Origin of the sequence: Rouxiella sp. Mn2063 (assembly GCF_049319665.1) — a bacterium.
In the GTDB taxonomy this organism is placed as follows: Bacteria; Pseudomonadota; Gammaproteobacteria; order Enterobacterales; family Enterobacteriaceae; genus JBMOUD01.
Genome location: NZ_JBMOUD010000006.1, coordinates 36978 through 62827, shown reverse-complemented (window position 1 = coordinate 62827; position 25850 = coordinate 36978). Strand labels below are relative to the sequence as shown.

General features: G+C 48.5%; 26 protein-coding genes and 2 tRNA genes. 7 read left to right on the top strand and 21 right to left on the bottom strand.

Features of this window, described 5'->3' with window-relative positions:
* Nucleotides 1–2: 2 nt before the first annotated feature.
* From ACL9RG_RS11035 to rimJ, 10 genes are all read right to left on the bottom strand, one after another.
* A complete protein-coding gene (locus ACL9RG_RS11035) occupies nucleotides 3–788 on the bottom strand; it encodes a putative DNA-binding domain-containing protein (RefSeq protein ID WP_422792662.1) in 786 nt (261 codons plus the stop codon).
* Nucleotides 788–1618: a DUF692 domain-containing protein gene (locus ACL9RG_RS11030; RefSeq protein ID WP_422792661.1), complete on the bottom strand. Its 831-nt coding sequence runs from the start codon at nucleotides 1616–1618 to the stop codon at nucleotides 788–790. Before ACL9RG_RS11030 ends, ACL9RG_RS11035 begins: the two co-directional genes overlap by 1 nt.
* A gap of 17 nt (nucleotides 1619–1635) precedes the next feature.
* The gene (locus ACL9RG_RS11025; RefSeq protein WP_422792660.1) at nucleotides 1636–1902 is read right to left on the bottom strand and encodes a DUF2282 domain-containing protein; all 267 of its coding nucleotides are present in this window, start codon (nucleotides 1900–1902) and stop codon (nucleotides 1636–1638) included.
* A gap of 240 nt (nucleotides 1903–2142) precedes the next feature.
* Nucleotides 2143–2934 carry an alpha/beta fold hydrolase gene (locus ACL9RG_RS11020; RefSeq protein WP_422792659.1) on the bottom strand — a complete coding sequence of 264 codons (792 nt, stop codon included), beginning with the start codon at nucleotides 2932–2934 and terminating at the stop codon, nucleotides 2143–2145.
* 166 nt (nucleotides 2935–3100) lie between these two features.
* The gene (locus ACL9RG_RS11015) at nucleotides 3101–3367 is read right to left on the bottom strand and encodes a YdgH/BhsA/McbA-like domain containing protein (protein WP_422792658.1); all 267 of its coding nucleotides are present in this window, start codon (nucleotides 3365–3367) and stop codon (nucleotides 3101–3103) included.
* 185 nt (nucleotides 3368–3552) lie between these two features.
* Complete coding sequence (locus tag ACL9RG_RS11010) at nucleotides 3553–4857, bottom strand: ATP-binding protein (RefSeq protein ID WP_422792657.1); 1305 nt, start codon at nucleotides 4855–4857, stop codon at nucleotides 3553–3555.
* Nucleotides 4854–5594 carry a response regulator gene (locus tag ACL9RG_RS11005; protein ID WP_422792656.1) on the bottom strand — a complete coding sequence of 247 codons (741 nt, stop codon included), beginning with the start codon at nucleotides 5592–5594 and terminating at the stop codon, nucleotides 4854–4856. The genes ACL9RG_RS11010 and ACL9RG_RS11005 overlap by 4 nt, the downstream gene beginning before the upstream one ends.
* A gap of 198 nt (nucleotides 5595–5792) precedes the next feature.
* Nucleotides 5793–7328: a murein biosynthesis integral membrane protein MurJ gene (gene murJ, locus ACL9RG_RS11000; protein ID WP_422792655.1), complete on the bottom strand. Its 1536-nt coding sequence runs from the start codon at nucleotides 7326–7328 to the stop codon at nucleotides 5793–5795.
* Nucleotides 7329–7485: 157 nt separating this feature from the next.
* Entirely contained in the window at nucleotides 7486–8151 is a 666-nt protein-coding gene (locus ACL9RG_RS10995; protein WP_422792654.1) for a DUF480 domain-containing protein, read from the bottom strand.
* A 21-nt stretch (nucleotides 8152–8172) separates the two neighbouring features.
* A complete protein-coding gene (gene rimJ / locus ACL9RG_RS10990; protein ID WP_422792653.1) occupies nucleotides 8173–8757 on the bottom strand; it encodes a ribosomal protein S5-alanine N-acetyltransferase in 585 nt (194 codons plus the stop codon).
* Nucleotides 8758–9148: 391 nt separating this feature from the next.
* Here rimJ and mdtH point away from each other — a divergent pair, with 391 nt between their 5' ends.
* Both mdtH and ACL9RG_RS10980 read left to right on the top strand, forming a co-directional pair.
* The gene (gene mdtH, locus ACL9RG_RS10985; protein ID WP_422792652.1) at nucleotides 9149–10354 is read left to right on the top strand and encodes a multidrug efflux MFS transporter MdtH; all 1206 of its coding nucleotides are present in this window, start codon (nucleotides 9149–9151) and stop codon (nucleotides 10352–10354) included.
* 203 nt (nucleotides 10355–10557) lie between these two features.
* Complete coding sequence (locus ACL9RG_RS10980) at nucleotides 10558–11121, top strand: lipoprotein (protein ID WP_422792651.1); 564 nt, start codon at nucleotides 10558–10560, stop codon at nucleotides 11119–11121.
* An 88-nt stretch (nucleotides 11122–11209) separates the two neighbouring features.
* Here the strand turns inward: ACL9RG_RS10980 and ACL9RG_RS10975 are convergent, their stop codons facing one another.
* The 4 genes from ACL9RG_RS10975 to ACL9RG_RS10960 form a co-directional block, all read right to left on the bottom strand.
* A complete protein-coding gene (locus ACL9RG_RS10975) occupies nucleotides 11210–11794 on the bottom strand; it encodes a TorD/DmsD family molecular chaperone (protein WP_422792650.1) in 585 nt (194 codons plus the stop codon).
* A 77-nt stretch (nucleotides 11795–11871) separates the two neighbouring features.
* Nucleotides 11872–12609, bottom strand: coding sequence for a phosphatase (locus ACL9RG_RS10970; RefSeq protein WP_422792649.1), 738 nt, complete (start codon nucleotides 12607–12609; stop codon nucleotides 11872–11874).
* A gap of 94 nt (nucleotides 12610–12703) precedes the next feature.
* Nucleotides 12704–13645 carry a glyoxylate/hydroxypyruvate reductase GhrA gene (gene ghrA / locus ACL9RG_RS10965; RefSeq protein WP_422792648.1) on the bottom strand — a complete coding sequence of 314 codons (942 nt, stop codon included), beginning with the start codon at nucleotides 13643–13645 and terminating at the stop codon, nucleotides 12704–12706.
* Between the two features lie 127 nt (nucleotides 13646–13772).
* Nucleotides 13773–15251: a peptide MFS transporter gene (locus tag ACL9RG_RS10960; RefSeq protein ID WP_422792647.1), complete on the bottom strand. Its 1479-nt coding sequence runs from the start codon at nucleotides 15249–15251 to the stop codon at nucleotides 13773–13775.
* A gap of 411 nt (nucleotides 15252–15662) precedes the next feature.
* Here ACL9RG_RS10960 and ACL9RG_RS10955 point away from each other — a divergent pair.
* Together ACL9RG_RS10955 and ACL9RG_RS10950 are read left to right on the top strand one after the other, a co-directional pair.
* Nucleotides 15663–15752, top strand: a tRNA-Ser gene (locus tag ACL9RG_RS10955).
* A gap of 587 nt (nucleotides 15753–16339) precedes the next feature.
* Nucleotides 16340–16429 (top strand) — tRNA-Ser (locus tag ACL9RG_RS10950).
* 272 nt (nucleotides 16430–16701) lie between these two features.
* On the opposite strand, the gene kdsA is transcribed toward ACL9RG_RS10950, so the two are convergent.
* The 6 genes from kdsA to hemA form a co-directional block, all read right to left on the bottom strand.
* Complete coding sequence (gene kdsA / locus ACL9RG_RS10945; protein WP_422792646.1) at nucleotides 16702–17556, bottom strand: 3-deoxy-8-phosphooctulonate synthase; 855 nt, start codon at nucleotides 17554–17556, stop codon at nucleotides 16702–16704.
* Nucleotides 17557–17636: 80 nt separating this feature from the next.
* Entirely contained in the window at nucleotides 17637–18446 is an 810-nt protein-coding gene (gene sirB1 / locus ACL9RG_RS10940; protein WP_422792645.1) for an invasion regulator SirB1, read from the bottom strand.
* Nucleotides 18447–18448: 2 nt separating this feature from the next.
* Nucleotides 18449–18841, bottom strand: coding sequence for a SirB2 family protein (locus tag ACL9RG_RS10935; protein WP_422792644.1), 393 nt, complete (start codon nucleotides 18839–18841; stop codon nucleotides 18449–18451).
* Nucleotides 18842–18939: 98 nt separating this feature from the next.
* A complete protein-coding gene (gene prmC, locus ACL9RG_RS10930; protein WP_422792643.1) occupies nucleotides 18940–19779 on the bottom strand; it encodes a peptide chain release factor N(5)-glutamine methyltransferase in 840 nt (279 codons plus the stop codon).
* Nucleotides 19780–19787: 8 nt separating this feature from the next.
* The gene (gene prfA, locus ACL9RG_RS10925; protein WP_422792642.1) at nucleotides 19788–20870 is read right to left on the bottom strand and encodes a peptide chain release factor 1; all 1083 of its coding nucleotides are present in this window, start codon (nucleotides 20868–20870) and stop codon (nucleotides 19788–19790) included.
* Between the two features lie 48 nt (nucleotides 20871–20918).
* Nucleotides 20919–22196 carry a glutamyl-tRNA reductase gene (gene hemA, locus ACL9RG_RS10920; protein WP_422792641.1) on the bottom strand — a complete coding sequence of 426 codons (1278 nt, stop codon included), beginning with the start codon at nucleotides 22194–22196 and terminating at the stop codon, nucleotides 20919–20921.
* A 241-nt stretch (nucleotides 22197–22437) separates the two neighbouring features.
* Between hemA and lolB the strand changes: the two genes are divergently transcribed.
* The 3 genes from lolB (at nucleotide 22438) to prs (ending at nucleotide 25111) form a co-directional block, all read left to right on the top strand.
* A complete protein-coding gene (lolB, locus tag ACL9RG_RS10915; RefSeq protein WP_422792640.1) occupies nucleotides 22438–23064 on the top strand; it encodes a lipoprotein insertase outer membrane protein LolB in 627 nt (208 codons plus the stop codon).
* Between the two features lies 1 nt (nucleotide 23065).
* Complete coding sequence (gene ispE / locus ACL9RG_RS10910) at nucleotides 23066–23947, top strand: 4-(cytidine 5'-diphospho)-2-C-methyl-D-erythritol kinase (protein ID WP_422792639.1); 882 nt, start codon at nucleotides 23066–23068, stop codon at nucleotides 23945–23947.
* A gap of 216 nt (nucleotides 23948–24163) precedes the next feature.
* Nucleotides 24164–25111, top strand: a complete 948-nt coding sequence (gene prs / locus ACL9RG_RS10905) for a ribose-phosphate diphosphokinase (protein WP_422792638.1) — start codon at nucleotides 24164–24166, stop codon at nucleotides 25109–25111.
* A 251-nt stretch (nucleotides 25112–25362) separates the two neighbouring features.
* Here the strand turns inward: prs and ychH are convergent, their stop codons facing one another.
* On the bottom strand, nucleotides 25363–25635 hold the full coding sequence (gene ychH / locus ACL9RG_RS10900; protein WP_422792839.1) for a stress-induced protein YchH: 273 nt from the start codon (nucleotides 25633–25635) through the stop codon (nucleotides 25363–25365).
* Nucleotides 25636–25850: the final 215 nt, after the last annotated feature.

Here is a 25850-nt window from a genome sequence, read left to right as displayed (position 1 = left end):
TCTTAATCTTTATCATATGGGGTGAAAACTTTGCATTGCAGCAAACGGGTAAATAGCACGCTAAAATCGACTAAAGGTTCAGCAACCAACGCGGATAAGCTGGCTTCTTCGACGGTTTTCCCGCATTGGCAAGCCTCAAGAAACGCACAACCACCGGCACCGATAGGCTCCCATATCACCCGATCGCAGTAGCGATACAGCAAGATGCCCTCAGCTTGCCAACGCAGGTTATGCGGCGCTGATATTTGTTCGCGGTTGAAATTCCACAGGCTGTAAATAGGCCACGCATCACTCCAATACCAACGCACTGCCGCTTTAGGCGATAATTTCATCTGAGCTAACTCTTCAATCGTCAGTCCTGGTGCAATTAAATCCAGACTCGAGTCTTCTTGGGCGGAGAAAACCTCAAGCCACAAGCTATCTACTCTGGCGATATCCACCAGATACGCCACCAAAGCCGCCGGCGGAAACTCGCTAATAAATGTCGCGAAACTGCCTTCATTATTCTTCGCGTTGTCAGCATGCCCTTGTCCATAACGCAGCAGTTCAACAGAGTGCGGCGGCGTCTGTCGCACGTACTCAGTCGCCATGGCGCGAAAAAATGTCTCGCCCACGACACTGACAACGCTGGGAAAGTTGGCCTGTAAGGCATCAACGCAGCTTTTTATTACCGTATTGCGGTAAACCGCAAAGCCAGGCTGCGAAGTCACCTCCGGCAACTCATGATCATCACCGGCATAAAGCGCGGCAATAAATGCACGTTGAAACTGGCTCAATGAACTGGTCATTATGGTTTTCTCCAACGCGCTAATATCTGCTGGGCAAGTCCACGCTCACTAAGTAATACTGAAAAATCTGGTAGCCGGTCATCTCGCTCTATCAGCGTAGGACGAGGCCCGATGCGCTTAATTAAACGCTCGTACAGTTGCCATACTTCACGACTCACCGGGCTATCATGACTATCTATCAATAACTCGCTGTCGTTATCAGACTGGAAACCCGCTAAATGAATTTCCATAATGGCCTCAGCAGGAAACCGGTCCAGATAACTACCGGCATCAAACCCTAAATTATTCGCGCTCAGATAGACGTTATTAATATCGAGCAGCAGCCCACAACCACTGCTTTTGCTCAAGGCCTGTAGAAAGTCAATCTCGTCCCATTGGTGTTCGCTCATCGCTAAATAATGCGTAGGATTTTCGATAGCTATCTGGCGGCCTAATGCATCTTGCGTACAACTGACGTTATCAATAATGTGTTTCAGCGCTGCCGAGGTACGTGGGAACGGCAGTAAATCCGGGTAATAATTGCCCTGCCATTGCGACCAGGCTAAATGTTCAGAAACCAGCGCTGGCTCAAAGCGGTCTACTGCGGCACGAAAACGCGCTAACTGCTGAGGATCGGGCAAGCTATCCGAGGCTAAAGACAGCGACACACCGTGTAATGAAATCGGGTGCCGCTGGCGAATAGCATCAAGCCAGGTAATACGTGGGCCGCCATCAACCATGTAATTTTCGCAGTGCACCTCATACCAGATATCGGTAGGACCTGAGTACGCTTGTGAGTAATGCTCTGGTTTTAAACCTAAACCAGCACCGAGTTGCACTGCGTTATTCATCGCGATAGCTCCCGTCATTAGCCTTGCAGTGAACCGTGAACGCCGGTCGGGGTTTGAATTGAGGTACAGGTACCTGCCGGTACCATTTTGTAAGCATCTTTCTGGTAGTCTTTCTTGGCGGTCCCAGCACAGGTGGTACCAGCCCCAGCTTTACAATCGTTATCTCCGGCTTTGGCAATACCAAAACATTTTTCCAAATTTGGACCGGTAGCTTCCGCAGCCAGAGTAGAAACAGAGAAAGAAGCCAATGTTAATGCCAATGCTGTCATTGCGATATTTTTCATACTATTCTCCAAAATATAATAGTGTATTAACCAAGTGATATTTAACGTTCAAACAAGCTACAAGGATTATTAAATGTAATTAACTCACCCCCGTTAATTTGAGAGTTTTATTTTACTGCTACTTAATTACCTTCCAGTTTCGCCGTGAATTATTTAATAAAATTCACATCAAAAATAACCTCAACATGAATTATGACTAAAAAAAATAATCACCACTGATATTCAAAGCAACAAAATAAATCAGTTGCCAGAAGTAATATTTACCGCTTTAAAAATAGTCCGTGCAACATTTAGTGGATCATAGAACATTACCGCATGACTGGATGGCAACTCGGTAACATGGGCGTGGATTTTCTTCGCCATGTCGCGTTCTAACTGTGGGTTAATCATTCGATCGTTGCTGCTTACCACATACCAACTCGGCTTGGTTTGCCAGGCGGCTTGCGTAACTTTTTCATCGAAGTTAGCGGCACGGATCGGCCCTTGTGTTATCGCTAACAGATTTTTCGTGGCGGCAGGCGCATCCTGAGCAAAATCATCGGCGACAGCATCCGCTGGCAAATAGGCATAACCCTGCTTAGTCACCTGAATTTTGCTGGCCCCCGGCGTGGCCGGATAATTTTTACCTAAATCAGCCGAAGACTGACCGACCGAGGGCGCGAAGCCAGCGACATAAACCAACCCTTTGACTTTCGGGTCGTTACCCGCTTGGGTGATCACTGTACCGCCCCAGGAATGCCCAACCAAAATCACATCACCTTGCGCCTGTTCGATAGCACGTTGGGTCGCAGCCACATCGTCAGCCAGCGACGTCATTGGGTTTTGAACTACAATGACTTGATAATGGCGCGATTGCAGCGCGGGGATAACGTTATCCCAGCTAGAACCGTCAGCAAATGCACCGTGAACTAGGACGATGGTGTGAATTTTTGTCTCTTGTACCGTGTTATCGGCATTCATTGCATAAGCTGATGCGGTACTAGCCAAACCAGCGATAGTCATTGCCAGAAGAGCGCGTTTTAGTAATTTCATTTTGTCTCCTTTGATGGCCCTTACAGGCCGGATAATCGATACCCAATATCAGTATCTCGTTAGCCTTTAATGTACTTATTAATTGTTTCGACAACGTATCAAACATATAGCCAATTAATGTGGCAATGTATCTTGGTCATCGTAGATACATTGCGATACAAAACGGTTAGTTTTCTTTATGGAAGATCTCGGCCACACCGAAATAATGATTATCACCACCAGCAGAAATAATACGGTAAGCATTAGCCCCGGCTTTATCTGCTTTTTCTGATAAGTTCATGGCCAACTCACTAAGCGTTAACGCACCGCTGCTATCAGAAATAACACCTATTTTGGTTAAGTTATTTTGTTGCGTGACCTCAGTGGCGGCCAGAGTATTAAATGCAATGCCAGATAATGCGATAGCGAAAAATGCAGGAAGAATAGATTTCATTATTAACCTCGTGAGTAAAATATAATAAACATTTACGTCTTGCCGGTAAGATCGTTATTGCTTACCGGCTGATGGGGTTAATCTAAACCTAATTTGTATTGCCAAGGTGTCAGCAAAGAGGGGAATTGTATGCGTTTGGATGTCATCGCGGGGTAATTACACTGTGATACATAGATCTAATCATCTCAGTTTAAATTGGAAACACGCACGCTGACCAACAAACCACCGCCATTGCGATTGGACAGCGTTAAATTTCCGCCAATGGCATGTGCCAGTTGCTGGGCAATCGCCAGGCCGAGCCCGGTTCCGCCGGTATCACGATTGCGAGAACTTTCGACGCGATAGAAAGGTTGAAGTACCGCTTCAAGCTCGGCATCAGGAATACCCGGGCCACGGTCGGTAATGACAATATCAATATCATTGTCTGCTAATGGCTTGATAGCCACTTCGGCACTACCCGCGAATTTCAGTGCATTATCGATAAGATTACTCAGCACCCTCCGCAACGCTTTGGGCCGCGTCAGCAGCAATTGCCCGGTTTCACCGTGCAACGATACCGCTTTGCCTATATCCTGATAGTCACATACCAGACTGTTGATAAACGCATCGACGTTAATATTTAAGGCTTTCTCTTCTACGCTTTCCGAGGTGCGAGCATAGGCGATACCTTCACGGACTAGATGCGTCATCTCATCTAAATCTTGTAGCAGTTTGTCGCGCAATTCAGGCTGGTCAGCCAACTCCGCACGCAGCTTCATCCGGGTAATAGGGGTTTGCAGGTCATGAGAGATCGACGCCAGAATATGCGCACGCTCTTTCAGATGGGTATTGATACGCTCTTGCATGGCATTAAATGCCCGCGCCGCATAGCGCACCTCCATCGGTCCCTTTTCATTCATCTTGCTCGACATCAACATATTAGGGTCAAGAGATTCGGCGGCTGAAGTCAATGCGGTTAAAGGACGCACCGCCAGACGCACGGCAAACCATGAACATACGCATAACAATAGTAATTGCGCCATCAACACCACGGGTAACCAATTGGCGACACTCACTGGATGGGGTTTCAAATCAATGGTTAGCGGCGAGCCGTCGCGGAGGATTAAATGCGCCTGAAGATGTACTTGCTTATCGGCAATCGAATTGATCTTTACCCTGTATTTGTCGCCAAGCGCATTAATTAATGTTTTAGCCGCTTCACGAGAATGCGGGGTCGTAGGATAGTTGCCGCTCTGTCCGGCGCTGAGCAAGTAATGATAGTTACCGCGTCCCAAGCGTTCAATCCACGCCGGGCGCTCAGCGGCAGGGAGTCGGTCGATAATCGCCACGCTGGTGGCAACGTCGAACTCCATATTATCGATCATGACCGTTTTCGCGCTTTCCATGCGTTCGTATAACACCAGGCTTAATGACAGGCCATTCGCCAGTAACAATCCCAGCAGAAATATTAGGGAAAGGCGGGAAAGCAAGGTTCGTGGCCATAACCTCATTGATAAGCCTCACAGATTTCTACCGGCATAGAAAAGACATAGCCTTCGCTGCGCACCGTTTTGATATAGGTTTGATCGCGCGCGCCATCATTTAAGCGTTGACGCACACGGCTCACCAGCAAGTCAATCGAGCGTTCAAACAGTTCGGCATCGCGCCCTTGTGTCAAATTCAACAGTTGATCGCGATTGAGCACTCGCTGAGGATGGTCGAGGAAGACGCGCAGCAGTCGATACTCGGCGCCGCTTAGAGCCACGACCACGCCATCGGGATCTAATAAATGGCGTGCTGAAGTATCGAGCTTCCAACTGCCAAAAGCTAATATGCGCCCGGCTTCGGTGACCACTAAATTAGGCGGTAACATGCGGGTACGGCGTAAAATCGCTTTGATTCTTGCCAGCAGCTCACGCGCGACAAAAGGTTTGATCAGGTAGTCATCCGCCCCCATTTCCAAACCAATAATGCGGTCAGTCTCTTCACTGCGCGCCGTGAGCATTAATACCGGTATCGCTTTATGTTTACCGCTGCGCATTTCTCGACACAGCGTTAATCCATCATCGCCCGGCATCATGACGTCCAACACCACAAGATCAATCGGCGTGGTGTCTAATAGCGCGCGCATCTGTTTGCCGTTAGCAGCAACCGTTACGCGCAGGCCGTTTTTTTTCAGGTAATCGGCGATTAAATCGCGGATATCGCGATCGTCATCAACAATAAGAATGTGGTCTACATGTTCCATTTATACGTCCAGCATTGAGCGTTGTTACTGATGTCATTATTCAGAGTGTAACGCAGCGCTGATGGGCGATATATTGGCTTTGTATCCTATTGTATTAAATGCCCGGACAGTCACATTTTCTTCCAAAAAAGTCATTACTGACTCCCCGCAAAGTGACCGCCGGGCATGATTTGGCGGGATATTACAAAGTAAGGCGCATTAATCTATACGGCGAGCAAATTCACGAGGCCGGAAGCCAAGTAATCCCAACATAGCGAAATAAGCCACCACGCCCGCCACAACAACAACGGCCAGGCGCAACATACGCATCATCATGTCGCCCTGCTCCCAATCAGGCATCAGAGTCATCACGCCGATTAAGGCTGCTGACATCGTCAGCACAGCAATCAGTAATTTAAACAGGAAAATACCCCAGCCCGGCTGAGGTTGGAAGATATCTTGTTTACGCAGTTGCCAATACAGCAGTCCGGCATTTAAACAGGCCGCCAAACCAATCGACAGCGAAAGTCCGGCATGTTTCAACGGGCCAATAAACATCAGGTTCATTACCTGAGTCATGATCAAAGTAACAATAGCAATTTTAACCGGCGTTTTGATGTCCTGACGCGAGTAGAAGCCCGGTGCCAGCACCTTCACTACGATTAAGCCCATCAACCCAACAGAGTAAGCCACTAACGCCCGTTGAGTCATGGAGGCATCAAAAGCGCTAAATTTCCCATACTGGAACAGCGCAACGGTTAACGGCTTAGCCAAAATCCCCAAGGCCACCGAGCTTGGCAGTGCCAACAGGAAACATAAACGCAGGCCCCAATCCATCAAACGATTGTATTGTGCGTGGTTACCGCTAGAGAAGCTGCGCGACAGTGACGGCAGTAAAATGGTACCCAGCGCCACGCCAAGCACACCGGATGGAAATTCCATCAAACGGTCAGCGTAATACATCCAGGATACCGAACCAGACGCAAGGAACGAGGCAAAAATGGTGTTGATGATCAGTGAAATCTGGCTAACAGAAACCCCGAGAATAGCGGGCCCCATCTGGCGCATCACTCGCCATACGCCAGCATCTTTCAAATTGATGCGCGGTAAGACCAACATGCCGATTTTTTTCAGGTGTGGCAGTTGATAACCGAGTTGCAGCACGCCACCCGCAACGACCGCCCACGCCATCGCCATCATTGGTGGATGGAAATACGGCGCGGCAAACAGCGCAAATAAGATCATACTGACGTTTAAAAACGTCGGGGCAAAAGCCGGAATCGAGAAGCGGTTCCAGGTATTGAGTATCGCGCCAGCAAGCGATGCCAGCGAGATCAGCAAAATATAAGGGAAAGTAATGCGTAGTAATGATGTGGTTAGCGCAAATTTATCCGGCGTATCGGCAAAACCGGGCGCAGTCACAAAAATCACCCACGGCGCGGCGAGCATCCCTAGCAAAGTAATCGCCGCCAGTACTAAGGTCAGTAATCCCGAAACAAAGGCAATAAAAGTACGCGTTGCCTCTTCACCCTTCTGGTTTTTATATTCGGCCAGAATCGGCACAAATGCCTGAGAGAATGCCCCTTCGGCAAAGATTCGTCGTAACAAATTAGGTAACTTAAACGCGACGAAAAAGGCGTCGGTCGCCATTCCGGCACCAAAGACTCGTGCCATAATGGCATCCCGGATAAACCCGAGGACACGTGAAAACATGGTCATTGAACTGACCGCAGCTAAAGATTTCAGTAGATTCATGTGACTTATTCTTGTGGCCGCACGACACAGTAACGCCTGCAATCGCAGGCGTTACATCGTTAGGCAGATTCTAAGAGCCCGATACTTTACCGGTTGATAACCAGCCGTTAGTCTATGCATCAAAAACACAATTGCTACCGGCAGTTGTTAGTTATTATTACTCGCCTTGTGCCGAGACAATCTCTAGCAAGTTATTGAGGCGTTCGCGCAGTTCTGCTACTTCAGCTTCTAGCGCATTCACCCGCAAAAGCAGGCTGTCATCAGCAACGCCAAAAGCAGGTTGCGTTAATAGCGGGGCATCTTCTCCCCCTGTTTCAACCTCGCCGCTAAACAGGTGCATATAACGGCTTTCTCGTTTGCCAGGCTCACGCGCCAGACGCACGCAGAACGGCCCGTCTTCACGATTAGCCAGTGCGTTCAAGGTTTGCTCTACCTCCGCCACATCAGAAAAATCATGCAGGCGATTAGTCCGAGTTCTTAATTCGCCGGGGGTTTGCGGGCCGCGCAATAATAAGGTGGCAACCGTAGCGACTTCTGCTGAGGAGAACTTCAGATTACCGAATTCCGAGTTACAGAAACGATGCTCATATTTCATGGTACGGCTGCCGCTCAAAGTGCGGATAATATGTTTGCGCAGCAGTAAATCCAGCGTTTGTTGCACTTCCGATTCCGCCAACTCCATCACCGGCTCACGGTTGGTTTTCTGATTACAGGCCGTGGTCAGGCCATTTAATGACATTGGATATTGTTCAGGAGTAGTAATTTGTTTTTCCAGCAAACAACCCACAACACGCGCTTCAATGGGGCTAAGTAAATATTTCATCCGTTTCCCTTATGCTTATTATTAACGCGGCGGTTGCCACTGCGGATCGGTTAAAGCCGTCAAGACGTGATCCTGCCAGACCCCATCAATCAATAAGTAGTTTTTTGCATAACCTTCACGCTCAAACCCCAAACGTGCCAATAAGTTACCACTGCGTTCATTATGTGGCATGTAGTTGGCCATAATGCGGTGCATGCGCTGTTGCCGCTGCATATAACGAATCAAAGATTGCAGCGCTTCGTACATCAGTCCTTGTCCTTGCCACTGTTCGCCGAGTGAGTATCCAAGGAAACAAGCATGGAAGGAACCGCGCAACACGTTACTAAAATTGGCCACGCCTTTAATATGATTCTCATCAGGATCGAGCAGAATGAAATAGTAAGCGCTGCCCTGTTTTTGCATTTCGCTAATCAGCCCTAACCGGGCTTGCCAACCAGAGGGATAACAGTGGCTTTCATCGCGGATTGGCTCCCAGGGTTTAAGAAACGCCCGGTTTTCAGCATAATAATCAGCCAAACGATGCGCATCGCGCTCATAAACCATGCGTACAACCATACGGTCAGTGGTCAGTCTTACCTTTGGCGCTGTAGAACGATAGCCAAACATCCCTTCCCTCCAAATCAATCAAGCGCATCCCCGGCCAACACTCGTGCAGACAAGCAGCGAGTTGTGTGGTGAGTCGATAAGAACCATTTATAGTCCCCGTATACTCAGGTCTTTTATTCATCCGCCGATAGCACTAAAAGCGCCTTTCTTTCGGTCATTTTAGCGCTTTTAGACGTCGTAATACTTAGCGCGCTAGCATTACAACAAATCAACACAGCAATCAGCGGATAATATCCCGATATTTCGATAATTTTGCCACTGTGTTAATCGGTTGACGATAAAAAAATATTATCTATAGCGCACTATCTAGTTAGCATTGAAAGGTTCAAACTGGCTAAATTGTTTTTACATTTTAGTCACCTGTCGGAACAGGTGCTATTCAGGGTGCAGCATGTCACTGGTATCACAAGCAAGGAACTTGGGTAAATACTTCCTGTTATTAGATAATGCGCTGGTTGTACTCGGCTTCTTTGTGGTTTTCCCCCTTATCTCCATTCGTTTTGTTGATCAGTTAGGTTGGGCTGCGCTGGCCGTCGGTTTAGCATTGGGTCTGCGGCAACTGACTCAACAAGGGTTAGGTATTTTCGGTGGAGCCATTGCCGACCGCTTTGGTGCTAAACCGATGATCATCACAGGCATGTTACTGCGTGCCGCCGGTTTTGCCGCCATGGCACTGGCTGATGAACCCTGGATTCTGGTCTGTTCCTGTATTCTTTCTGGTATTGGCGGCACGTTGTTCGATCCTCCGCGCACCGCGTTAGTCATCAAGCTAACCCGACCGCATGAACGCAGCCGTTTTTACTCCATCTTAATGATGCAAGACAGCGCAGGCGCGGTGATTGGTGCCTTAATTGGCAGTTGGTTGCTGCAATACAATTTTCATTTCGTCTGCTGGACCGGCGCGGCAATATTTGTCTTGGCGGCGCTGTCTAACGCTTGGTTCTTGCCCGCTTATCGCATCTCAACCACCCGAACGCCAATGCGCCAAGGAATGCTGTATGTCCTGCGCGATAAACGCTTTATCGCTTATGTGCTGACGCTGACCGGTTACTATATGTTGGCCGTACAGGTGATGCTGATGCTGCCTATCGTGGTCAACGATATCTCCGGCTCGCCTGCCGCCGTGAAATGGATGTACGCCATAGAAGCCACGCTATCCCTGACGCTGCTTTATCCTATCGCTCGTTGGAGTGAGAAACGCTTTAGCCTGGAGCAACGCTTAATGTTTGGATTGTTAATCATGACATTAAGCCTGATCCCTGTTGGCATGGTAAGTAGCCTAAATCCATTGCTGCTGCTAATCGGTTTTTTCTATATCGGTTCAATTATTGCTGAGCCGGCGCGAGAAACGCTGAGCGCGTCATTGGCCGATGCACGAGCCCGCGGCAGTTATATGGGCTTTAGCCGCTTGGGCCTCGCCTTGGGAGGGGTGATTGGTTATACCGGCGGAGGCTGGATGTATGACACCGGGCGTGCATTGCAGCTCCCGCAATTACCCTGGCTTCTATTAGGGATTGTTGGTCTGCTGACGTTAACCGCACTGTACTGGCAGTTTCATTTGCGGCGGATAGAGCCGGCAATGTTAAACGGCGGCTAATTCTCATCTTCTTGTGGTATCGCCGCAGGTTGACGGCATCTCGACATTACTGAGCTATAAGCTTTTATGTGGCATAAATCAGCGATGTCTGATTGGCCTCATCGGCGAAAATAAGGCATCCTTAGCCGCTGGCATCGTGCCAAGGAGCTATTCCTACCGTTCAGAACCAGTTAACTCAGGTGAACTACGTCTAAGAGGAAGTAATGAGAAAGTTATTTTTAGGGGCGGCTGCCCTGATTTTTACCGGCCTGTTGGTCGGTTGCAACCAGTTGACGCAATACACATTGAGTGAGCAGCAAGTTAACGAGTATCTGCAAAAACATAACGATTATCAGAAACAGCTTGGCGTTCCCGGTTTGGTGGATGCACGCATTACGCTGACCGATTTAACCAGCCAGATTGGCCGCGCAGAGCCGGGTAAAATCACCCTGTCAGGCCATGCCGATGTCGATATTTCTTCGCTGTTTGGCGCACAGAAAGCCAATATGGTGCTGACGTTAAAAGCGACCCCGAGTTTTGATAAAGCACAGGGTGCGATTTTCATGAAAGATATGGAAGTGACGGATTACACCATACAGCCAGAGAAAATGCAGTCGGTGATGCAGAATCTGATGCCATATCTTAATCGTTCACTGAAATCCTATTTCGATCAAAAACCAGTTTATGTATTAGATGGCGATCGCAGTAAAACCGAAGCGCTGGCGAAAAAACTGGCGAAAGGGATTGAAGTACAGCCGGGCCAACTGGTGATCCCGTTCACTGATTAGTTTTTATCCCCTATTAATGATAAAGCCCGCGAATTTAAGTCGCGGGCTTTTTTATGCCAAGCTTTTTGCTAAAGAATAGGGCTAACGCTTATTGCTCGTCATCAGCATCATCATCAATATCGTCTGGCAATGATTCTTCCAGCTCATCACGCATTGCCTGCAATGCTTCACGGCTGATCTCAGACAACGTACGATAAAAGCCGCTGGTCGCATGTGCTTCAACTTTGCCCAAGAATTTACCGCACCATGGGAAGAGATAATCATCAAACAGAGTAATCTGCGCCTGAGCCTCATCTTCCTGCGACTGATCTTCTAGCCAGGAAGCCGCTAACAGTAAAGAACCGAAATGATCGGCAGGTGTATCACCGAGCGGCATGCCACGTTGTTGTAAAAAGCTTCTGACTTCAAGCTCATTGGCATGCTCCACGTAATCGCTACGATACGGCGATACCGCGCACTCGGTCCCCACGAACAAGTGGTTAAACTCTGTTGCCAACGCTTGTGGATTGGCACTTTCCTGCAAACGCACCAACAGTGCGTCTTGCTCTAACGGCCAATGCTCCCGCAATTTTCCCGATTGAATCAGGGCAAATAACGGCTCCAACAACGGGTCTTGCGGCTGGCGATAAAACAGCGTGCCTAACACGCGACAGACGATGGAAAATTCGTTCATGATGACAATCCACTTGTGAGACCAGCTATAACATTAGCCGATACAGAGTAATACGTATTAAATTTTGCGTGACAATGTCACAACTGAGCGAATTCTGCAATGGCAGGACGGCCTCTCCCCTCAAGGAAATCAAGGAATCGGCGCGGACTGACGTTGAGAATACGATCTTCAGGGAAATCGACCTCACGCAGAATACGTTCACAATGCTCAAAACCACCCATCGAGTAAGCAATATGAGAATCCGACCCCAGCGCTAACCAGCCACCAGCCTCTTTTACAGCCGCAGCAATCGCGCGGCAATTAGGCTCGCTGCCTTTACGAGAATGTGTAAAGGACGAGTTATTAAGTTCCAACGCTACATTATACTTAGCAGCCGCTGCTGCAATCGCCGGAATATCGACCGGATAACGTGGATTGCCAGGATGGCTAATAATATGCACATCCCCACCGGCCATCGCAGCAATCATCGCTTTAGTATGCGTATCTTTATCCTGTGGCGGCATCACTGGCTCATGAAAACCGGCGATAACCACGTCGATATGATCAAGCATCACGCCAGTACAATCGATATCGCCATTAATATTTTTAATGTTGGATTCGATACCACGCAAAATGCCGACCCCATTAACTACGCGCGGCCAAACGTGGGTATTCATAAAATGCCAATAATGCGGTGCATCAGCCATATCCGGGCCATGATCGGTGATCGCAAATAGCTTGATGCCTTTTTGTTCTGCTTCGGCAATATAGTCATGTAACGTGCTATATGCGTGGGTACTGGCAACGGTGTGCATGTGTAAATCAACCGGGTACATATTTTCTCCTGGGTACGTTTAGCCAGCAACGGGATGCTGGCTAAAGAAACGTTACGCACTGTTAATGCTTAATGCTCGGTAAGTAGTCGGTAAATTAATACCCTCGCGCTCTATCCACCAATCCTACCGGTTCGCGCCCTGCTTCTATCGCCTGAATATTGGCAACGATGTTGTCCATCGCCAGCTCTGGACGCGTGTCGGCACCGATATGCGGAGTGATGCTAACACGTGGATGTGACCAAAATGGGTGCATGGAAGGTAAAGGTTCTTCAATAAACACATCCAACGTGGCGGCGGCAATTTGCCCATGCTGTAAGGCATTTAACAGGTCGCCTTCAACCAATTGCATCCCTCGGCCAAGGTTAATCAAATAAGCATGGCGCGGTAAGGCATTGAAAAGCGTCTGGTTAAGAATGCCAACGGTTTGTGGCGTATTCGGCAGAAGATTAATCAGTAATTTACAGCCGCTGGCAAATTTATGCAGTTGTTCAGCACCGTGGAAGCTTTCAACATCGGGAATATTTTTGGCGCTGCGGCTCCAGCCTCTGACGTTAAAGCCTAATTCAACTAACTTTTGCGCAACCTGTGTACCCAGGACACCTGCGCCAAGAATACCAATCGTGAAATTTTCGCGTTGATGCGCCACCAACGGTTTCCACTGTTTTTGCTGCTGCAATAATTGATATTCATCGAGGCGGCGGAAGTAGCGTAAGACGGTAGCCAGCGTGTACTCCTGCATTTGTAACGCCATACCGGTATCTTCCAGACGCATCAGCGGCACGCCTGCTGGCAGGGTTCCTGGCTGTTGTTGCTCCTGGCTCAGTAACGCATCAACGCCTGCGCCTAGTACAAAAATGCCTTTCAGTGAGGTGCGTGATGCCAGCATGTCATGCGGCGGTCGCCAAACTAATGCGTAATCAGCGTGTTCTTTATCTTCAGGATGCCAGGCTCGAATCTTGGCGTTAGGCAGACGTTTGCTAATGCCATCGATCCATTCTTTATTATCAGATTTAGGGGTATAGAGAATAATGTTCATCGGTTGCCTCCTTAGCCCCGTTAGATTTCAACGAATAGCATTTAGATGCAACCTTTTGTGCAAAAAAAAAGCCCTGATGAACAGGGCTTACTTCGCAAAATAACGCAAAGGGATCTGGACTCAGCTATCAGGCAGCAGCGCGTTGTTGAATCAAACGACGCAGCAGCGGGATAAGCACCAGCAACACGACGCCGGTCGCCACCGATCCCCAACCCAATGCGCTAAACACGGAGCTGTAACCAGGGTTAGTCAGCACCGGAGTGCTGCCGGTGTTGGTTGGCATCAAGCCAGAGATATAGCTGGCCAGTACCGAACCAACGCCAGTTACCATCATCCAGCAGCCCATCATGACACCTTGGTAGCGGGTCGGCGCGAGCTTACCAATCATTGCGTAACCGATAGGTGAGATCAGTAATTCACCGATACTCTGTAAGATGTAGCTGATGAAGATCCATTTAAAGGCAACCAAACCATCGCTTTGCGCCAGGCTAATACCCCACGGCAGCACCAGCATCCCCAAACCAATGAAGAACAAAGCGCCAGAGAATTGCAGTGGGATATCAATACGCCAGCCGCGATTACGCAGACGGTTAAACCACCACGCCATCAGCGGGCCACCGATAACAATCACTACAGTGTTAATGTCCTGAATCCATTGTGGCGCAATGCGGATACCATAGACATTCAGGTTAATATTGTTTTCAGAGAACAACATCAGGCCCATAGGCGCGAGCTGGTACAGCGTCCAGAACACCAGAGAACCGGCGGCCAGAATGAGATACGCCCCCATTTTGCGGCGCTCTTCGGCTTCGCGATGGCGATACGTGACCACGCCCATTGCCAGGAAAATCAACCCGCCCAACACCACGACGAAATAGCTACTAAATGCAGCGTGGGTCAGCAATACGCGGATAATCGGTACCAGCACAATCAGAATGGCAATACCTATCAACATACGGCGGATAAACTGGCTGCGGCCAACTTCAATCAGCGGGGTATTGATATCTTTGAGGATATTCCAACGTGACATTGTCACTATAATTGCCGCAATATTTCCCAGCGTGGCAAACAGGAACAGTGCACGGTAGTTATCGCTCAGCTGATAATAACCGGCGACCGCAAAACCTATGAAGAAACCGAGGTTCATCCCGGCGTAGTTCCATAGGAAAGCGGATTCGCGACGGTTGTCATCTGGCGCAAAGCGCTGAGTCAGCATCATGTTCAAACAGGTCACGTTAAGGCCGCTGCCGGTCAGGAACATCGCCAGCCCCCAATACAGCCCCCAAACGCCCTCCATCGCAATCAAGCCACAGCCCAGTACCTGCAATACCATGCCAAGCACGAACAGGTTACGGTTGCTAAGATAGCGCCCACCGAGATAGCCGCCGAACATATGCAGGCCGTAATTGAATGCCCCAAATACGCCCATGATGGCATCGGCATCTGCCTCACTGAAACCGAGCTTTTTGGTCGCATACAGTACCAGTGTGGAATACAGCACGGCGAAGCCAAGCGTGGCAAATGTCTGGATGAAGAATAGTGTGCCTGCCCCTGATGGGATTGCAGTGCGATGTTTTTGTGGTGTTGTGTTTGTAGAATGATTCAAAAGAAACCCCTGTACTACTTTCTGTATAAACAAATAGGCTCGGTAAAAATAGCCTTGGCAAAAATGAACCGCTTTAAAGTAAAAATCCGCAAGATTCTAGTCCTATACTTGCTATGACTAAATAGTTTTCTGCTTTTAATACGGTACTAAATGTTTCTAGATCAACAATGGCTGTATTTTATGCTGCCTTAAATCGGTATTCAGCAGCATAAAAAACCGTCTTATTGCATTTACCCTTCCTTTAGCCATCGATAACAACGCTCATAGCTAAAGCAATTTTTGCTCTGTAAATCAGCAAATTGCTTTAAGTTTGTCTCATTGAAAGGATTAGATGAAAAGAGTGTTGACGGACAGAGCAGTTTTCCCTACATTAGCGCCGATTGAGCAGCACGCGAGTGTACTCAATCATACGGTGAGGTGTCTGAGTGGCTGAAGGAGCACGCCTGGAAAGTGTGTATACGCGAAAGTGTATCGAGGGTTCGAACCCCTCTCTCACCGCCAAATATTCGAAAAAAGGTCCTGATGAAAATCAGGGCCTTTTTTCGTTTTGGGGCAATAGCAATAGATAGCAATAGAAGGAGCCATTGCGGGATCTCCTTATATACATTATTCAGTATTTCTATAAGAACGGTGTACGTTCGGTCGCTTTTCTCTACATTCGAATATGTCAGTGTTGGCGAACGCGACCGGCAAGGGTTTTAGGGCGAAAGCCCCTGCACCCAACGCCTGCGCTTAGCTTATCGGGTCGCTGCGCGACTGCCCGCGCTTACTACTTCGGCCTGTCGGGTCGGCTGGGACGGGCGTCCTGCCCGGCTCAACCTAAATCGGCCGGTCCATGGCCGATTTCCCCTGGCCTCATTCGTTCGCTTGGCCGATAAGATGCGCTATTGAAGGTCAAAGTCAAAAGATGAAGGTCAAGGTCAAAAGATAGGCTGAGGTGTTTGTTTTTGGGCATTAATTGGCGATGAAACAGGCAATGCGCTGGCAGGTTGAGCAAGTGAGCGGTTATCGAGAAATTCTTCTTGACCCATTGCGCTTGTCTCCCTATAGTAGCGCCCCGTTGCACCGCTAACGCGATGTGACGCCACGGTGAGGTGTCTGAGTGGCTGAAGGAGCACGCCTGGAAAGTGTGTATACGCGAAAGTGTATCGAGGGTTCGAACCCCTCTCTCACCGCCAAATATTCGAAAAAGGTCCTGATGAAAATCAGGGCCTTTTTTCGTTTTGGGGCAATAGCAATAGAAGGAGCCATTGCGGGACCTCCTCGTTTGATACCTACGTATTCTAGTAGAACGGTGCACGTTCGGTCGCTTATCAATACATTGTGAATATGCAGCGTTGCCGAACGCGAACGGCAAGATGCGCTATTGAAGGTCAAGGTCAACAGATCAACATAGTAGAAATGCAAAAGGCGACTCGAGGTCGCCTTTTAAAATCACTCAGCAATGTTGTTACTTGCTGGTGTCTAGCGCTGGGAAGCTTTTGACTAAGTCGTCGATGGCTTTCATTTGCACCAGGAACGGTTCTAGTTTATCGAGCGGCAATGCTGAAGGACCGTCGCATTTAGCGTTAGCCGGGTCTTCGTGTGCTTCGATAAATAGACCTGCGATACCCACTGCCATGCCTGCACGTGCCAGCTCGGCAACCTGCGCACGACGGCCGCCTGACGCAGCGCCGAATGGGTCACGGGTTTGCAGAGCGTGGGTCACGTCGAAGATCACTGGGTGACCGCCGGTCGCGTTAATCATTACATTCATACCCAGCATATCGACAACCAGATTGTCGTAACCAAAGTTACTGCCACGATCGCATAGAATAACCTGATCATTACCGCCTTCTTTGAACTTATCAACGATATTCCCCATCTGGCCCGGGCTAACAAACTGTGGTTTTTTTACGTTGATGACAGCGCCGGTTTTCGCCATAGCTTCAACCAAGTCGGTTTGACGTGCCAGGAAAGCAGGTAATTGAATAACGTCAACAACATCGGCAACAGGCTGTGCCTGCCAGCTTTCATGCACGTCGGTGATGATTTTCACGCCAAACGTCTCTTTCAACTCTTGGAAGATCTTCATCCCTGCTTCCAGACCCGGCCCACGGTAAGAGTGGATTGAAGAGCGGTTAGCTTTATCAAAAGAGGCTTTAAACACATAAGGGATACCGAGCTTCTGGGTCACGGTGACGTAATGCTCACAAACCCGCATTGCCATATCACGAGATTCCAGCACGTTCATGCCGCCAAATAAAACGAACGGCAGATCGTTTGCTACTTTGATGTCCTGAATGCTAACCACTTTATGTTTCATGCGTTGGCCTTATCGGTATTAATTAAAATTCTCTCTGCCACAAAGGCGGAGAAATAGTACAGAGATAGCGAAGAACAGACTCAGTGTAAAACGACCTGGTGATCTTCAATTGAATGAATCTGTAGCTTTATCACTTCAGAAATCGGGTCTTCTGGACACTGTTCAATAAAATAGTTTAAGTCTGAAATGGCGATGTGATTACAGCCAAGTTGGGCATAAATCAAACCACGGTCGCGGATTTCATACGGATCTTCCGGATCAAATTGCAATACGGTCTGGCTAGCACGCAGCGCCATTTCCATCTGCTTTTCTTCCATTAACGCCGCTTTAAGAGTATCGAGCATCTTTTGCACGATAACGGAATGTTCGGCTTCTTCAAGGTCGTCATCTTCAATTTCAGCGCTAACGCCCAAATTACCTTTCAGCCAAATTTCCAAAACATGTTCGTTCAGCGTTTCACCGTTGATTGGATTGATCAACCACATCTCTTCATCCATCCAATCGGCTCGCAAGATAAGCTGCGTCGGGAAAATCACCGGCATCAAAGGCAGCTCTAACGCATGGGCGATATGCAAGAATATCACGCCAAGAGAAACAGGCGTTCCACGGCGTGTCGCTAATACTTTATCCAGCCAAATCGCTTCGGACAGTAAATAAACCCCACCTGCGCCAGCAAAGCCCCAAGTGTGATAAAACAGGTCGATCAGGACTTCAAGTTGCTGGTCCTGATGGAGATCTTCAGGAACAAGGCGGCGTGCTTCATCCACCAACTCCTGGAGTTGACGCTGCACGTTATCCGTCTCAAAGTCTAAACGGATAACCTGACTTACCAGGATGACACCGTCGCTAAGTGGAGCGGAATTGAATTCAAAATCAGCAATGGCGGTCATAATTATCCCATAAATAACGATACTTTCGTCAACGCGAGCTTAAGCACTACATATAAGCAACCCATCGCCAAGATAAACGCAATCCAACGAATTTTCTGGCTACGAGGACGTTTGCTCAGCGCAATAAAGCCCAAGACGATGTAGATAATAACGCCAAAAAGCTTTTCGGTCAGCCATGTTCCATCCGCAGAGAACGGATAAGTACTGGTCTGAAACATCAAACTGAAACCACTTACCAGAACCACAGTATCGTTGATATGTGGCGTAATCTTCACCCATTTCTTTTGCAACATGGATGAACCAGACCACATCCAGAAAAAACGCAATACAAACAAAGAAATACTCAAAATAATAACGACAATATGCAGATTTTTAACCCATAAGAATGTCGACATTGCTGTGCCCTCATCTGCTAACTTTTTTGACTTTATTGCAATACGTCCATTTTGTGCGCAATGCAGTTATTGTGTGTCTATTCAGTCCATATGCTGCACTACGGCTCGGTTCCCCATTGAGCCAAGGTCACACGATCGTTATCGCCGTAATCTTTTACCGTTTCTATCTGCTGATAGCCAGCGTTGGCAAACAACTGACGTACGACTTCGCCCTGCTGCCAGCCATGCTCAAGCAGCAGCCAGCCAGACTTTTCAAGATAGGCGGGCGCGGTCTGGATAATATAGGCCAAATCCTTAAGCCCCTGCTCATCGGCAATCAACGCACTTGCCGGTTCAAAGCGTACATCGCCTTGCACAAGGTGAGGATCGGTGGCGTCAATATAAGGAGGATTACTGGCGATTAACTGAAAACGCTGCCCATCAAGCGGAGTAAACCAACTGCCACACACAAAACGGGCGTTGGTTATCTTAAGTTTTTCAGCATTATGCTGCGCCAGCGCTACGGCATCGGGTTGCAAATCCACGCCGGTAATCTGGCAATCAGGCCGCTCACTGGCCAGTGCTAATGCAATCGCGCCGGTGCCGGTACCCAAATCCGCGATATTGACCGCAGCAGAACTCAAGCGTAATAGCGCCTGCTCAACCAAACATTCGGTATCAGGACGGGGGATCAACGTGGCGGGAGAAACGCTTAACGGTAAAGACCAAAATTCGCGCTCACCGGTCAGATAGGCGATAGGTTCGCCCTGCTCGCGACGCTGCAATAATGCCTCGAGCTGTTGCAGCTGCGAGGCACTTAATACGGTTTCACCAAAGGCCATAATAAAGGTACGCGTACAGCCAGTGACGAAACCCAGCAGGATTTCAGCGTCACGCTTAGGGCTTTCGCCCCCGGCCAGACGACCTGTGGCAAATGCCAGCCAACGCTTAAAATCCATGCGTACTATTACTCCTGCTCAGACAACGCCGCCAACTGGTCAGCTTGATATTCCTGAATGATAGGTTGGATCAGCGAATCCAACTTACCTTCCAGCACTTCGTCCAAACGATAAATGGTCAAGTTAATGCGGTGATCGGTCACCCTTCCCTGTGGGAAGTTATAAGTGCGGTTACGATCCGAACGGTCGCCGCTTCCTAACAGATTACGGCGGGTTGATGCTTCTTCCATCTGGCGCTTAGCCACTTCCGCAGCACGAATACGCGCGCCCAGCACTGACATCGCTTTGGCTTTGTTTTTATGCTGTGAACGTTCATCCTGACACTCGACCACAATACCGGTTGGTAAGTGAGTAATACGAATCGCAGAATCGGTGGTGTTAACGTGCTGACCACCAGCGCCCGATGAGCGGAAGGTATCAATACGCAAATCACCGGCATTGATCTCTGGCAATTCTGCTTCAGGGATCTCTGGCATCACCGCCACAGTACAAGCTGAAGTGTGGATACGTCCCTGAGATTCAGTTTCTGGTACACGCTGCACGCGGTGGCCACCGGATTCAAACTTGAACTGCCCATAAGCGCCCTCACCGGACACTTTAGCAATCACTTCTTTATAACCGCCGTGCTCACCTTCGTTGGCGCTCACCAGCTCAACACGCCAGCGACGGCCTTCTGCGTAACGGCTGTACATGCGGAACAGGTCTCCGGCAAAAATTGCCGCTTCATCACCGCCGGTACCGGCACGCACTTCAAGGAAGCAACTGCGCTCATCATCAGGGTCTTTAGGTAACAGCAACAGTTGTAACTGTTGCTCCAGCTCTTCGAGCGTGGTTTGGCACTGCTTGATTTCATCCTGCGCCATTTCGCGCATTTCAGGATCGGCCAGCATTTCTTCTGCGCCTGCCAAATTTTCTTGCGCCTGACGCCAGGTCAGGTAACAGGCAGAAACATCAGAAAGCTGCGCATATTCACGAGAGAGATTACGAAATTTTTCCTGATCGGCGATCACGGTGGCATCGCCAAGCATCGCCTGAATTTCTTCATGGCGCTCTTGTAACGCTTCCAGTTTAGCAACAATAGAAGGCTTCATGCGTGATGTATTACCCTGTAAGAAGATGTATTACTTGAAAAAAGGGAACTATTGCTGATCCAGCCCCAGGCTGTCACGCAAAATATTTAAACGTTCCAAATCGCCGTCACTGGCGGCTTGCTGCAGAGAGCGGGTAGGCGCGTGGATAAGGCGGTTAGTCAGCTTATGCGCTAACTCGTGGATCACCGTTTGAATATCTCCGCCTTGTGCAATAGCGGCGATGGCTTTGGCTTCCATCTCGGCGCGAACGGCATCCGCACGCGAGCGATAATCACGAATGATTTCTACCGCGCCTTGTGAGCGCAGCCAAGCCATAAAATTAGAACTTTCTTGCTCAACAATAGATTCAGCCTGAATAGCTGCGGCTTTACGTTGCGCCAGATTATTTTGAATAATGCTATGCAAATCATCAACACTATAAAGGTAGGCGTTTGGTAATTTGCCTACTTCAGGTTCGATATCACGAGGTACAGCAATATCCACCATCAGCATTGGCTGATTGCGGCGCGCTTTCAGCGCACGCTCTACCATCCCTTTACCAATTATCGGCAACGGACTGGCGGTCGAGCTAATAATAATATCGGCTTCCGCCAGACGTGCATCAATATCCTGCAAAGTGATCACTTCAGCGCCCACTTCGTTAGCAAGCCCCTGCGCACGTTCACGGGTACGGTTAGCAATCATCATATGGCGAACGTTATGTTGACCTAGATGGCGAGCGACCAGTTCAATAGTTTCACCAGCGCCCACCAACAAGACATTGACCTCTGAAAGAGATTCAAAGATTTGACGTGCCAGCGTACAGGCCGCAAAGGCAACTGATACTGCGCTAGCGCCAATATCTGTTTCGGTACGAACTCGCTTAGCAACCGAGAAGGACTTTTGGAAAAGACGCTCAAGTTCGCCAGAAACCGCCTGCCCATGCTGCGATTCTGCAAACGCCTTTTTCACCTGCCCCAAAATTTGCGGTTCACCCAACACTAAAGAATCTAAACCACTGGCGACACGCATCAAATGGCTAACTGCCGCATTATCATGGTGCCAATACAGGCTTTTATTCACTTCGTCAGCATTGAGATGGTGATAATCGCATAGCCATTGCACCAGTTGCTGATGAACCTGCTCATTACGCAAATGCTCCTGTTGCTCAACGCTGAGATACAATTCAGTGCGGTTACAGGTAGACAGCACAACACCGCCTTGCACCAGCGGCTGCTGGAGGAGGCTGGAAAGGGCCTGTTCAATGCTTTCAGGTGAAAAGGTTACCCGTTCACGCAAAGAGATTGGGGCTGTCTTGTGATTAATACCTAATGCTAGCAGGGTCATAAGCGCGATGTCTGTCTAATAGGACTTATCTTGGTATGGGATTGCGTCTGCTGCGCATAATACAAGATGCGCGTGCCCAATAAAAGAGACAGCGCATTTAACATCACCATAATAAGCAGCCGTTACCTTTTAAAACGCATTTTTACGGCGTTGTTTTCGCACGAAACAGATAAACCTGCCGGTTGTATGTTAAAATCCGCTAGTCTTATTCGCATGATAAAAAGAAAGGATCCCAACGGTTATGCCAATGCCTAAAAAGCTTCTACTTCGCCTGCTACCCGCAGCCAGCCTGGTTCTCACCGCATGTTCGACCATGACGCCTTCATCAGGACCGGCGACCAGTGCAACCTCTCCGCAGTGGTTGGCGCACCAACAGCAGGTCAAACAGTTGGATCACTATCAAACTCGTGGCTCTTTTGCCTATATCTCCGATAAGCAAAAAGTATATGCGCGTTTCTTCTGGCAACAATATAATGCGCAAAGCTATCGCCTGTTATTAACCAACCCGCTTGGCAGCACCGAAATGGAGCTTAAAGTACAAAGCGGCGTGGCAGAGTTAACGAATAATCAGGGCAAGCATTACACCAGTGATAACCCAGATGACATGCTGCAAAAACTGACCGGCATGGCGATCCCACTCAATAATCTGCGCCAATGGATGCTCGGCCTGCCGGGTGATGGCACTGATTTCGCGCTCGATAGCCAATATCATCTGCATCAGGTTAATTTCACCCAAGATGGCAAGCCAGGCAAAGTGGTCTATCAAGGCTATGATTCCACCGTTACGCCAACCCTGCCGCAGCGTTTAGAGATGGATCAGGGTGAACAGCGTATCAAATTAAAAATGGATAGTTGGACGCTGAACTAAGATGACGTCAATGTGGCCCTCGCCGGCAAAACTCAACTTATTCCTTTATATCACCGGCCAACGTGCCGATGGCTATCACAATCTGCAAACCCTATTTCAGTTTGTCGATTATGGTGACAGCCTCGGCTTTACTGTGCGCGATGATAACGGTATTAATTTGCTCACACCGATTGATGGCGTCCCAAATGAGCAGAATTTAATTGTCCGCGCCGCCCGTCTATTACAACAGCATGTAATAAAGTCGGGCGAACTGGCGCCACGTTCACTCGGCGTAGATATTACACTCAATAAACGTCTACCAATGGGCGGCGGATTAGGCGGCGGCTCATCCAATGCCGCCACCGTGCTTATTGCGCTCAATTATTTATGGCAGTGCGGATTAAGCGATCGGCAATTGGCAGAACTTGGCGTCACACTGGGTGCCGATGTTCCCGTTTTTGTGATGGGGCATGCCGCCCTTGCCGAAGGGATTGGTGATATTTTGCATCCTGCATCACCGCAGGAAAAATGGTATTTGGTCGCACATCCTGGTGTGACTATTCCTACGCCGGCTATTTTCGGTGATGCCGAACTGTGTAGGAATACGCCAATACGCTCAATAGACGAACTTTTAAACTCCCCTTACGCAAATGATTGTGAACCTATTGCAAGAAAACGTTTTTCTGAGGTTGAACAGCTCGTTTCATGGCTGTTAGAATACGCTCCGTCGCGCCTTACTGGCACCGGAGCTTGTGTGTTTGCAGAATTCGACACCGAATCCGCTGCTCGTCAGATACTTAATCAAGCGCCAGCGTGGGTAAATGGCTTTGTTGCTCAAGGGATTAACCTCTCTTCACTTCATCGTTATCGCGCTGAACTGATGAGAGTTTCAGACAAAGCCTAGAGCGCCCTTCCCGTTAGGGTTTCTGCTCTTTGTCAGCCTCTCACCGATTAAGTCTGTGATGCTTAAGTTGTGATGTAAAATTTGCAAGTAGACGTATTGTAAGTAACCGAATTGTAAGTAATAAGTAACCCGTATGCGTATTGCTGTGGTTTCACTCACCGCCCAGTGATCCCAACAGCTGATATCTTCTCTGGACGCAAGCCTGAGGTTTTTCTCGTGCCTGATATGAAGCTTTTTGCTGGTAACGCCACACCGGAACTAGCACAACGTATTGCCAACCGTTTATACACCAGCCTTGGAGACGCCGCCGTGAGTCGTTTCAGCGATGGCGAAGTAAGTGTGCAAATTAACGAAAATGTTCGTGGCGGAGATATTTTCATTATCCAGTCCACCTGTGCGCCTACTAACGACAACCTGATGGAGTTGGTTGTTATGGTTGATGCATTACGCCGAGCTTCTGCCGGCCGCATCACTGCAGTAATCCCTTATTTTGGTTATGCTCGTCAAGACCGCCGCGTACGTTCAGCACGTGTGCCAATCACTGCAAAAGTTGTTGCAGACTTCCTTTCAAGCGTTGGTGTTGACCGTGTATTAACCGTCGACCTGCACGCAGAACAGATTCAGGGCTTCTTTGATGTCCCGGTTGATAACGTATTTGGCAGCCCAATTCTGCTGGAAGATATGTTGCAACAGAATCTGGAAAACCCAATTGTTGTTTCTCCAGATATCGGTGGCGTTGTTCGTGCACGTGCTGTCGCTAAACTGCTGAACGACACCGACATGGCCATCATTGATAAACGTCGCCCTCGCGCAAACGTTTCACAAGTGATGCACATCATCGGTGATGTCAGCGGACGCGACTGTATTTTGATCGACGACATGATCGACACCGGCGGTACGTTGTGTAAAGCCGCTGAAGCATTGAAAGATCGTGGTGCCAAACGTGTGTTTGCTTACGCCACTCACCCAATCTTCTCGGGTAATGCCGTAGAGAACATCAAAAACTCTGTTATTGATGAAGTGATTGTTTGCGACACTATTCCATTGTCACCAGAAATCCGCGCATTGAAAAATGTTCGTACTCTGACGCTGTCTGGAATGTTGGCAGAAGCCATTCGTCGCATCAGCAACGAAGAATCTATTTCTGCGATGTTTGAGCATTAATCAGCCCTGCCTGATGTAAATCGGGCAGTATGATAGATAATGCATCGACATTAAAACCGCTTAGCTTCGGCTTAAGCGGTTTTTTTATACCCGTAATATTTCAGGCTACGGCCAGAAATGACAAAGTCCAGCGTTATTAAGAACGCCGGACTTTCATATTTTATAGATCTACAGGTTATTCTTTAAATAAGAATTAGCGGCCCAAACAGCCAAATATCATTAGTTTACTTAATGTATCCATGAAAGAAACATTAAGGATGGCGATGATTCTTTCTGCAACGGGCGTCATATCTACGCACCCACCAATAATGATCGTGAACGCTTTCACGCCCGCTGATACTCGCGCCTGCCAGCCACAAAAGTGCACCGACAAAAATGCCCATTATCGCCGAATGAGCCACATAATCAGGAAAACCTAGATTTGGCAGCTGGTTCATTACGGTAAATGCGATACCGCCAACCATGCTGACTAATCCCAGCCCCATTAGCACATTACCGAATAAACTTGCAGTTTTACGTTTCATCATCGCCTCCCAGAATCCTTGAACTCATGAAAAAATAGAGTAGAAGTGCTTACCTATCATCCTATGGCGAAAGTATAGTGACTAAAGTGATAAAAATTTGCGCAAGCGATCACAAACGGTAAAGACAGAATGACAAATCTTTACTTATTTTCCGCACTTTTTACTGAAAAATGTATTTTAAACTGCAAAATGAATAATATAACTTCGCGACAATT

Coding starts and splice junctions, on each gene's coding strand:
- ACL9RG_RS11035 (WP_422792662.1), bottom strand. CDS start 788: ATGACCAGTTCATTGAGCCAGTTTCAACGTGCATTTATTGCCGCGCTT.
- ACL9RG_RS11030 (WP_422792661.1), bottom strand. CDS start 1,618: ATGAATAACGCAGTGCAACTCGGTGCTGGTTTAGGTTTAAAACCAGAG.
- ACL9RG_RS11025 (WP_422792660.1), bottom strand. CDS start 1,902: ATGAAAAATATCGCAATGACAGCATTGGCATTAACATTGGCTTCTTTC.
- ACL9RG_RS11020 (WP_422792659.1), bottom strand. CDS start 2,934: ATGAAATTACTAAAACGCGCTCTTCTGGCAATGACTATCGCTGGTTTG.
- ACL9RG_RS11015 (WP_422792658.1), bottom strand. CDS start 3,367: ATGAAATCTATTCTTCCTGCATTTTTCGCTATCGCATTATCTGGCATT.
- ACL9RG_RS11010 (WP_422792657.1), bottom strand. CDS start 4,857: ATGAGGTTATGGCCACGAACCTTGCTTTCCCGCCTTTCCCTAATATTT.
- ACL9RG_RS11005 (WP_422792656.1), bottom strand. CDS start 5,594: ATGGAACATGTAGACCACATTCTTATTGTTGATGACGATCGCGATATC.
- murJ (WP_422792655.1), bottom strand. CDS start 7,328: ATGAATCTACTGAAATCTTTAGCTGCGGTCAGTTCAATGACCATGTTT.
- ACL9RG_RS10995 (WP_422792654.1), bottom strand. CDS start 8,151: ATGAAATATTTACTTAGCCCCATTGAAGCGCGTGTTGTGGGTTGTTTG.
- rimJ (WP_422792653.1), bottom strand. CDS start 8,757: ATGTTTGGCTATCGTTCTACAGCGCCAAAGGTAAGACTGACCACTGAC.
- mdtH (WP_422792652.1), top strand. CDS start 9,149: ATGTCACTGGTATCACAAGCAAGGAACTTGGGTAAATACTTCCTGTTA.
- ACL9RG_RS10980 (WP_422792651.1), top strand. CDS start 10,558: ATGAGAAAGTTATTTTTAGGGGCGGCTGCCCTGATTTTTACCGGCCTG.
- ACL9RG_RS10975 (WP_422792650.1), bottom strand. CDS start 11,794: ATGAACGAATTTTCCATCGTCTGTCGCGTGTTAGGCACGCTGTTTTAT.
- ACL9RG_RS10970 (WP_422792649.1), bottom strand. CDS start 12,609: ATGTACCCGGTTGATTTACACATGCACACCGTTGCCAGTACCCACGCA.
- ghrA (WP_422792648.1), bottom strand. CDS start 13,645: ATGAACATTATTCTCTATACCCCTAAATCTGATAATAAAGAATGGATC.
- kdsA (WP_422792646.1), bottom strand. CDS start 17,556: ATGAAACATAAAGTGGTTAGCATTCAGGACATCAAAGTAGCAAACGAT.
- sirB1 (WP_422792645.1), bottom strand. CDS start 18,446: ATGACCGCCATTGCTGATTTTGAATTCAATTCCGCTCCACTTAGCGAC.
- ACL9RG_RS10935 (WP_422792644.1), bottom strand. CDS start 18,841: ATGTCGACATTCTTATGGGTTAAAAATCTGCATATTGTCGTTATTATT.
- prmC (WP_422792643.1), bottom strand. CDS start 19,779: ATGGATTTTAAGCGTTGGCTGGCATTTGCCACAGGTCGTCTGGCCGGG.
- prfA (WP_422792642.1), bottom strand. CDS start 20,870: ATGAAGCCTTCTATTGTTGCTAAACTGGAAGCGTTACAAGAGCGCCAT.
- hemA (WP_422792641.1), bottom strand. CDS start 22,196: ATGACCCTGCTAGCATTAGGTATTAATCACAAGACAGCCCCAATCTCT.
- lolB (WP_422792640.1), top strand. CDS start 22,438: ATGCCAATGCCTAAAAAGCTTCTACTTCGCCTGCTACCCGCAGCCAGC.
- ispE (WP_422792639.1), top strand. CDS start 23,066: ATGACGTCAATGTGGCCCTCGCCGGCAAAACTCAACTTATTCCTTTAT.
- ychH (WP_422792839.1), bottom strand. CDS start 25,635: ATGAAACGTAAAACTGCAAGTTTATTCGGTAATGTGCTAATGGGGCTG.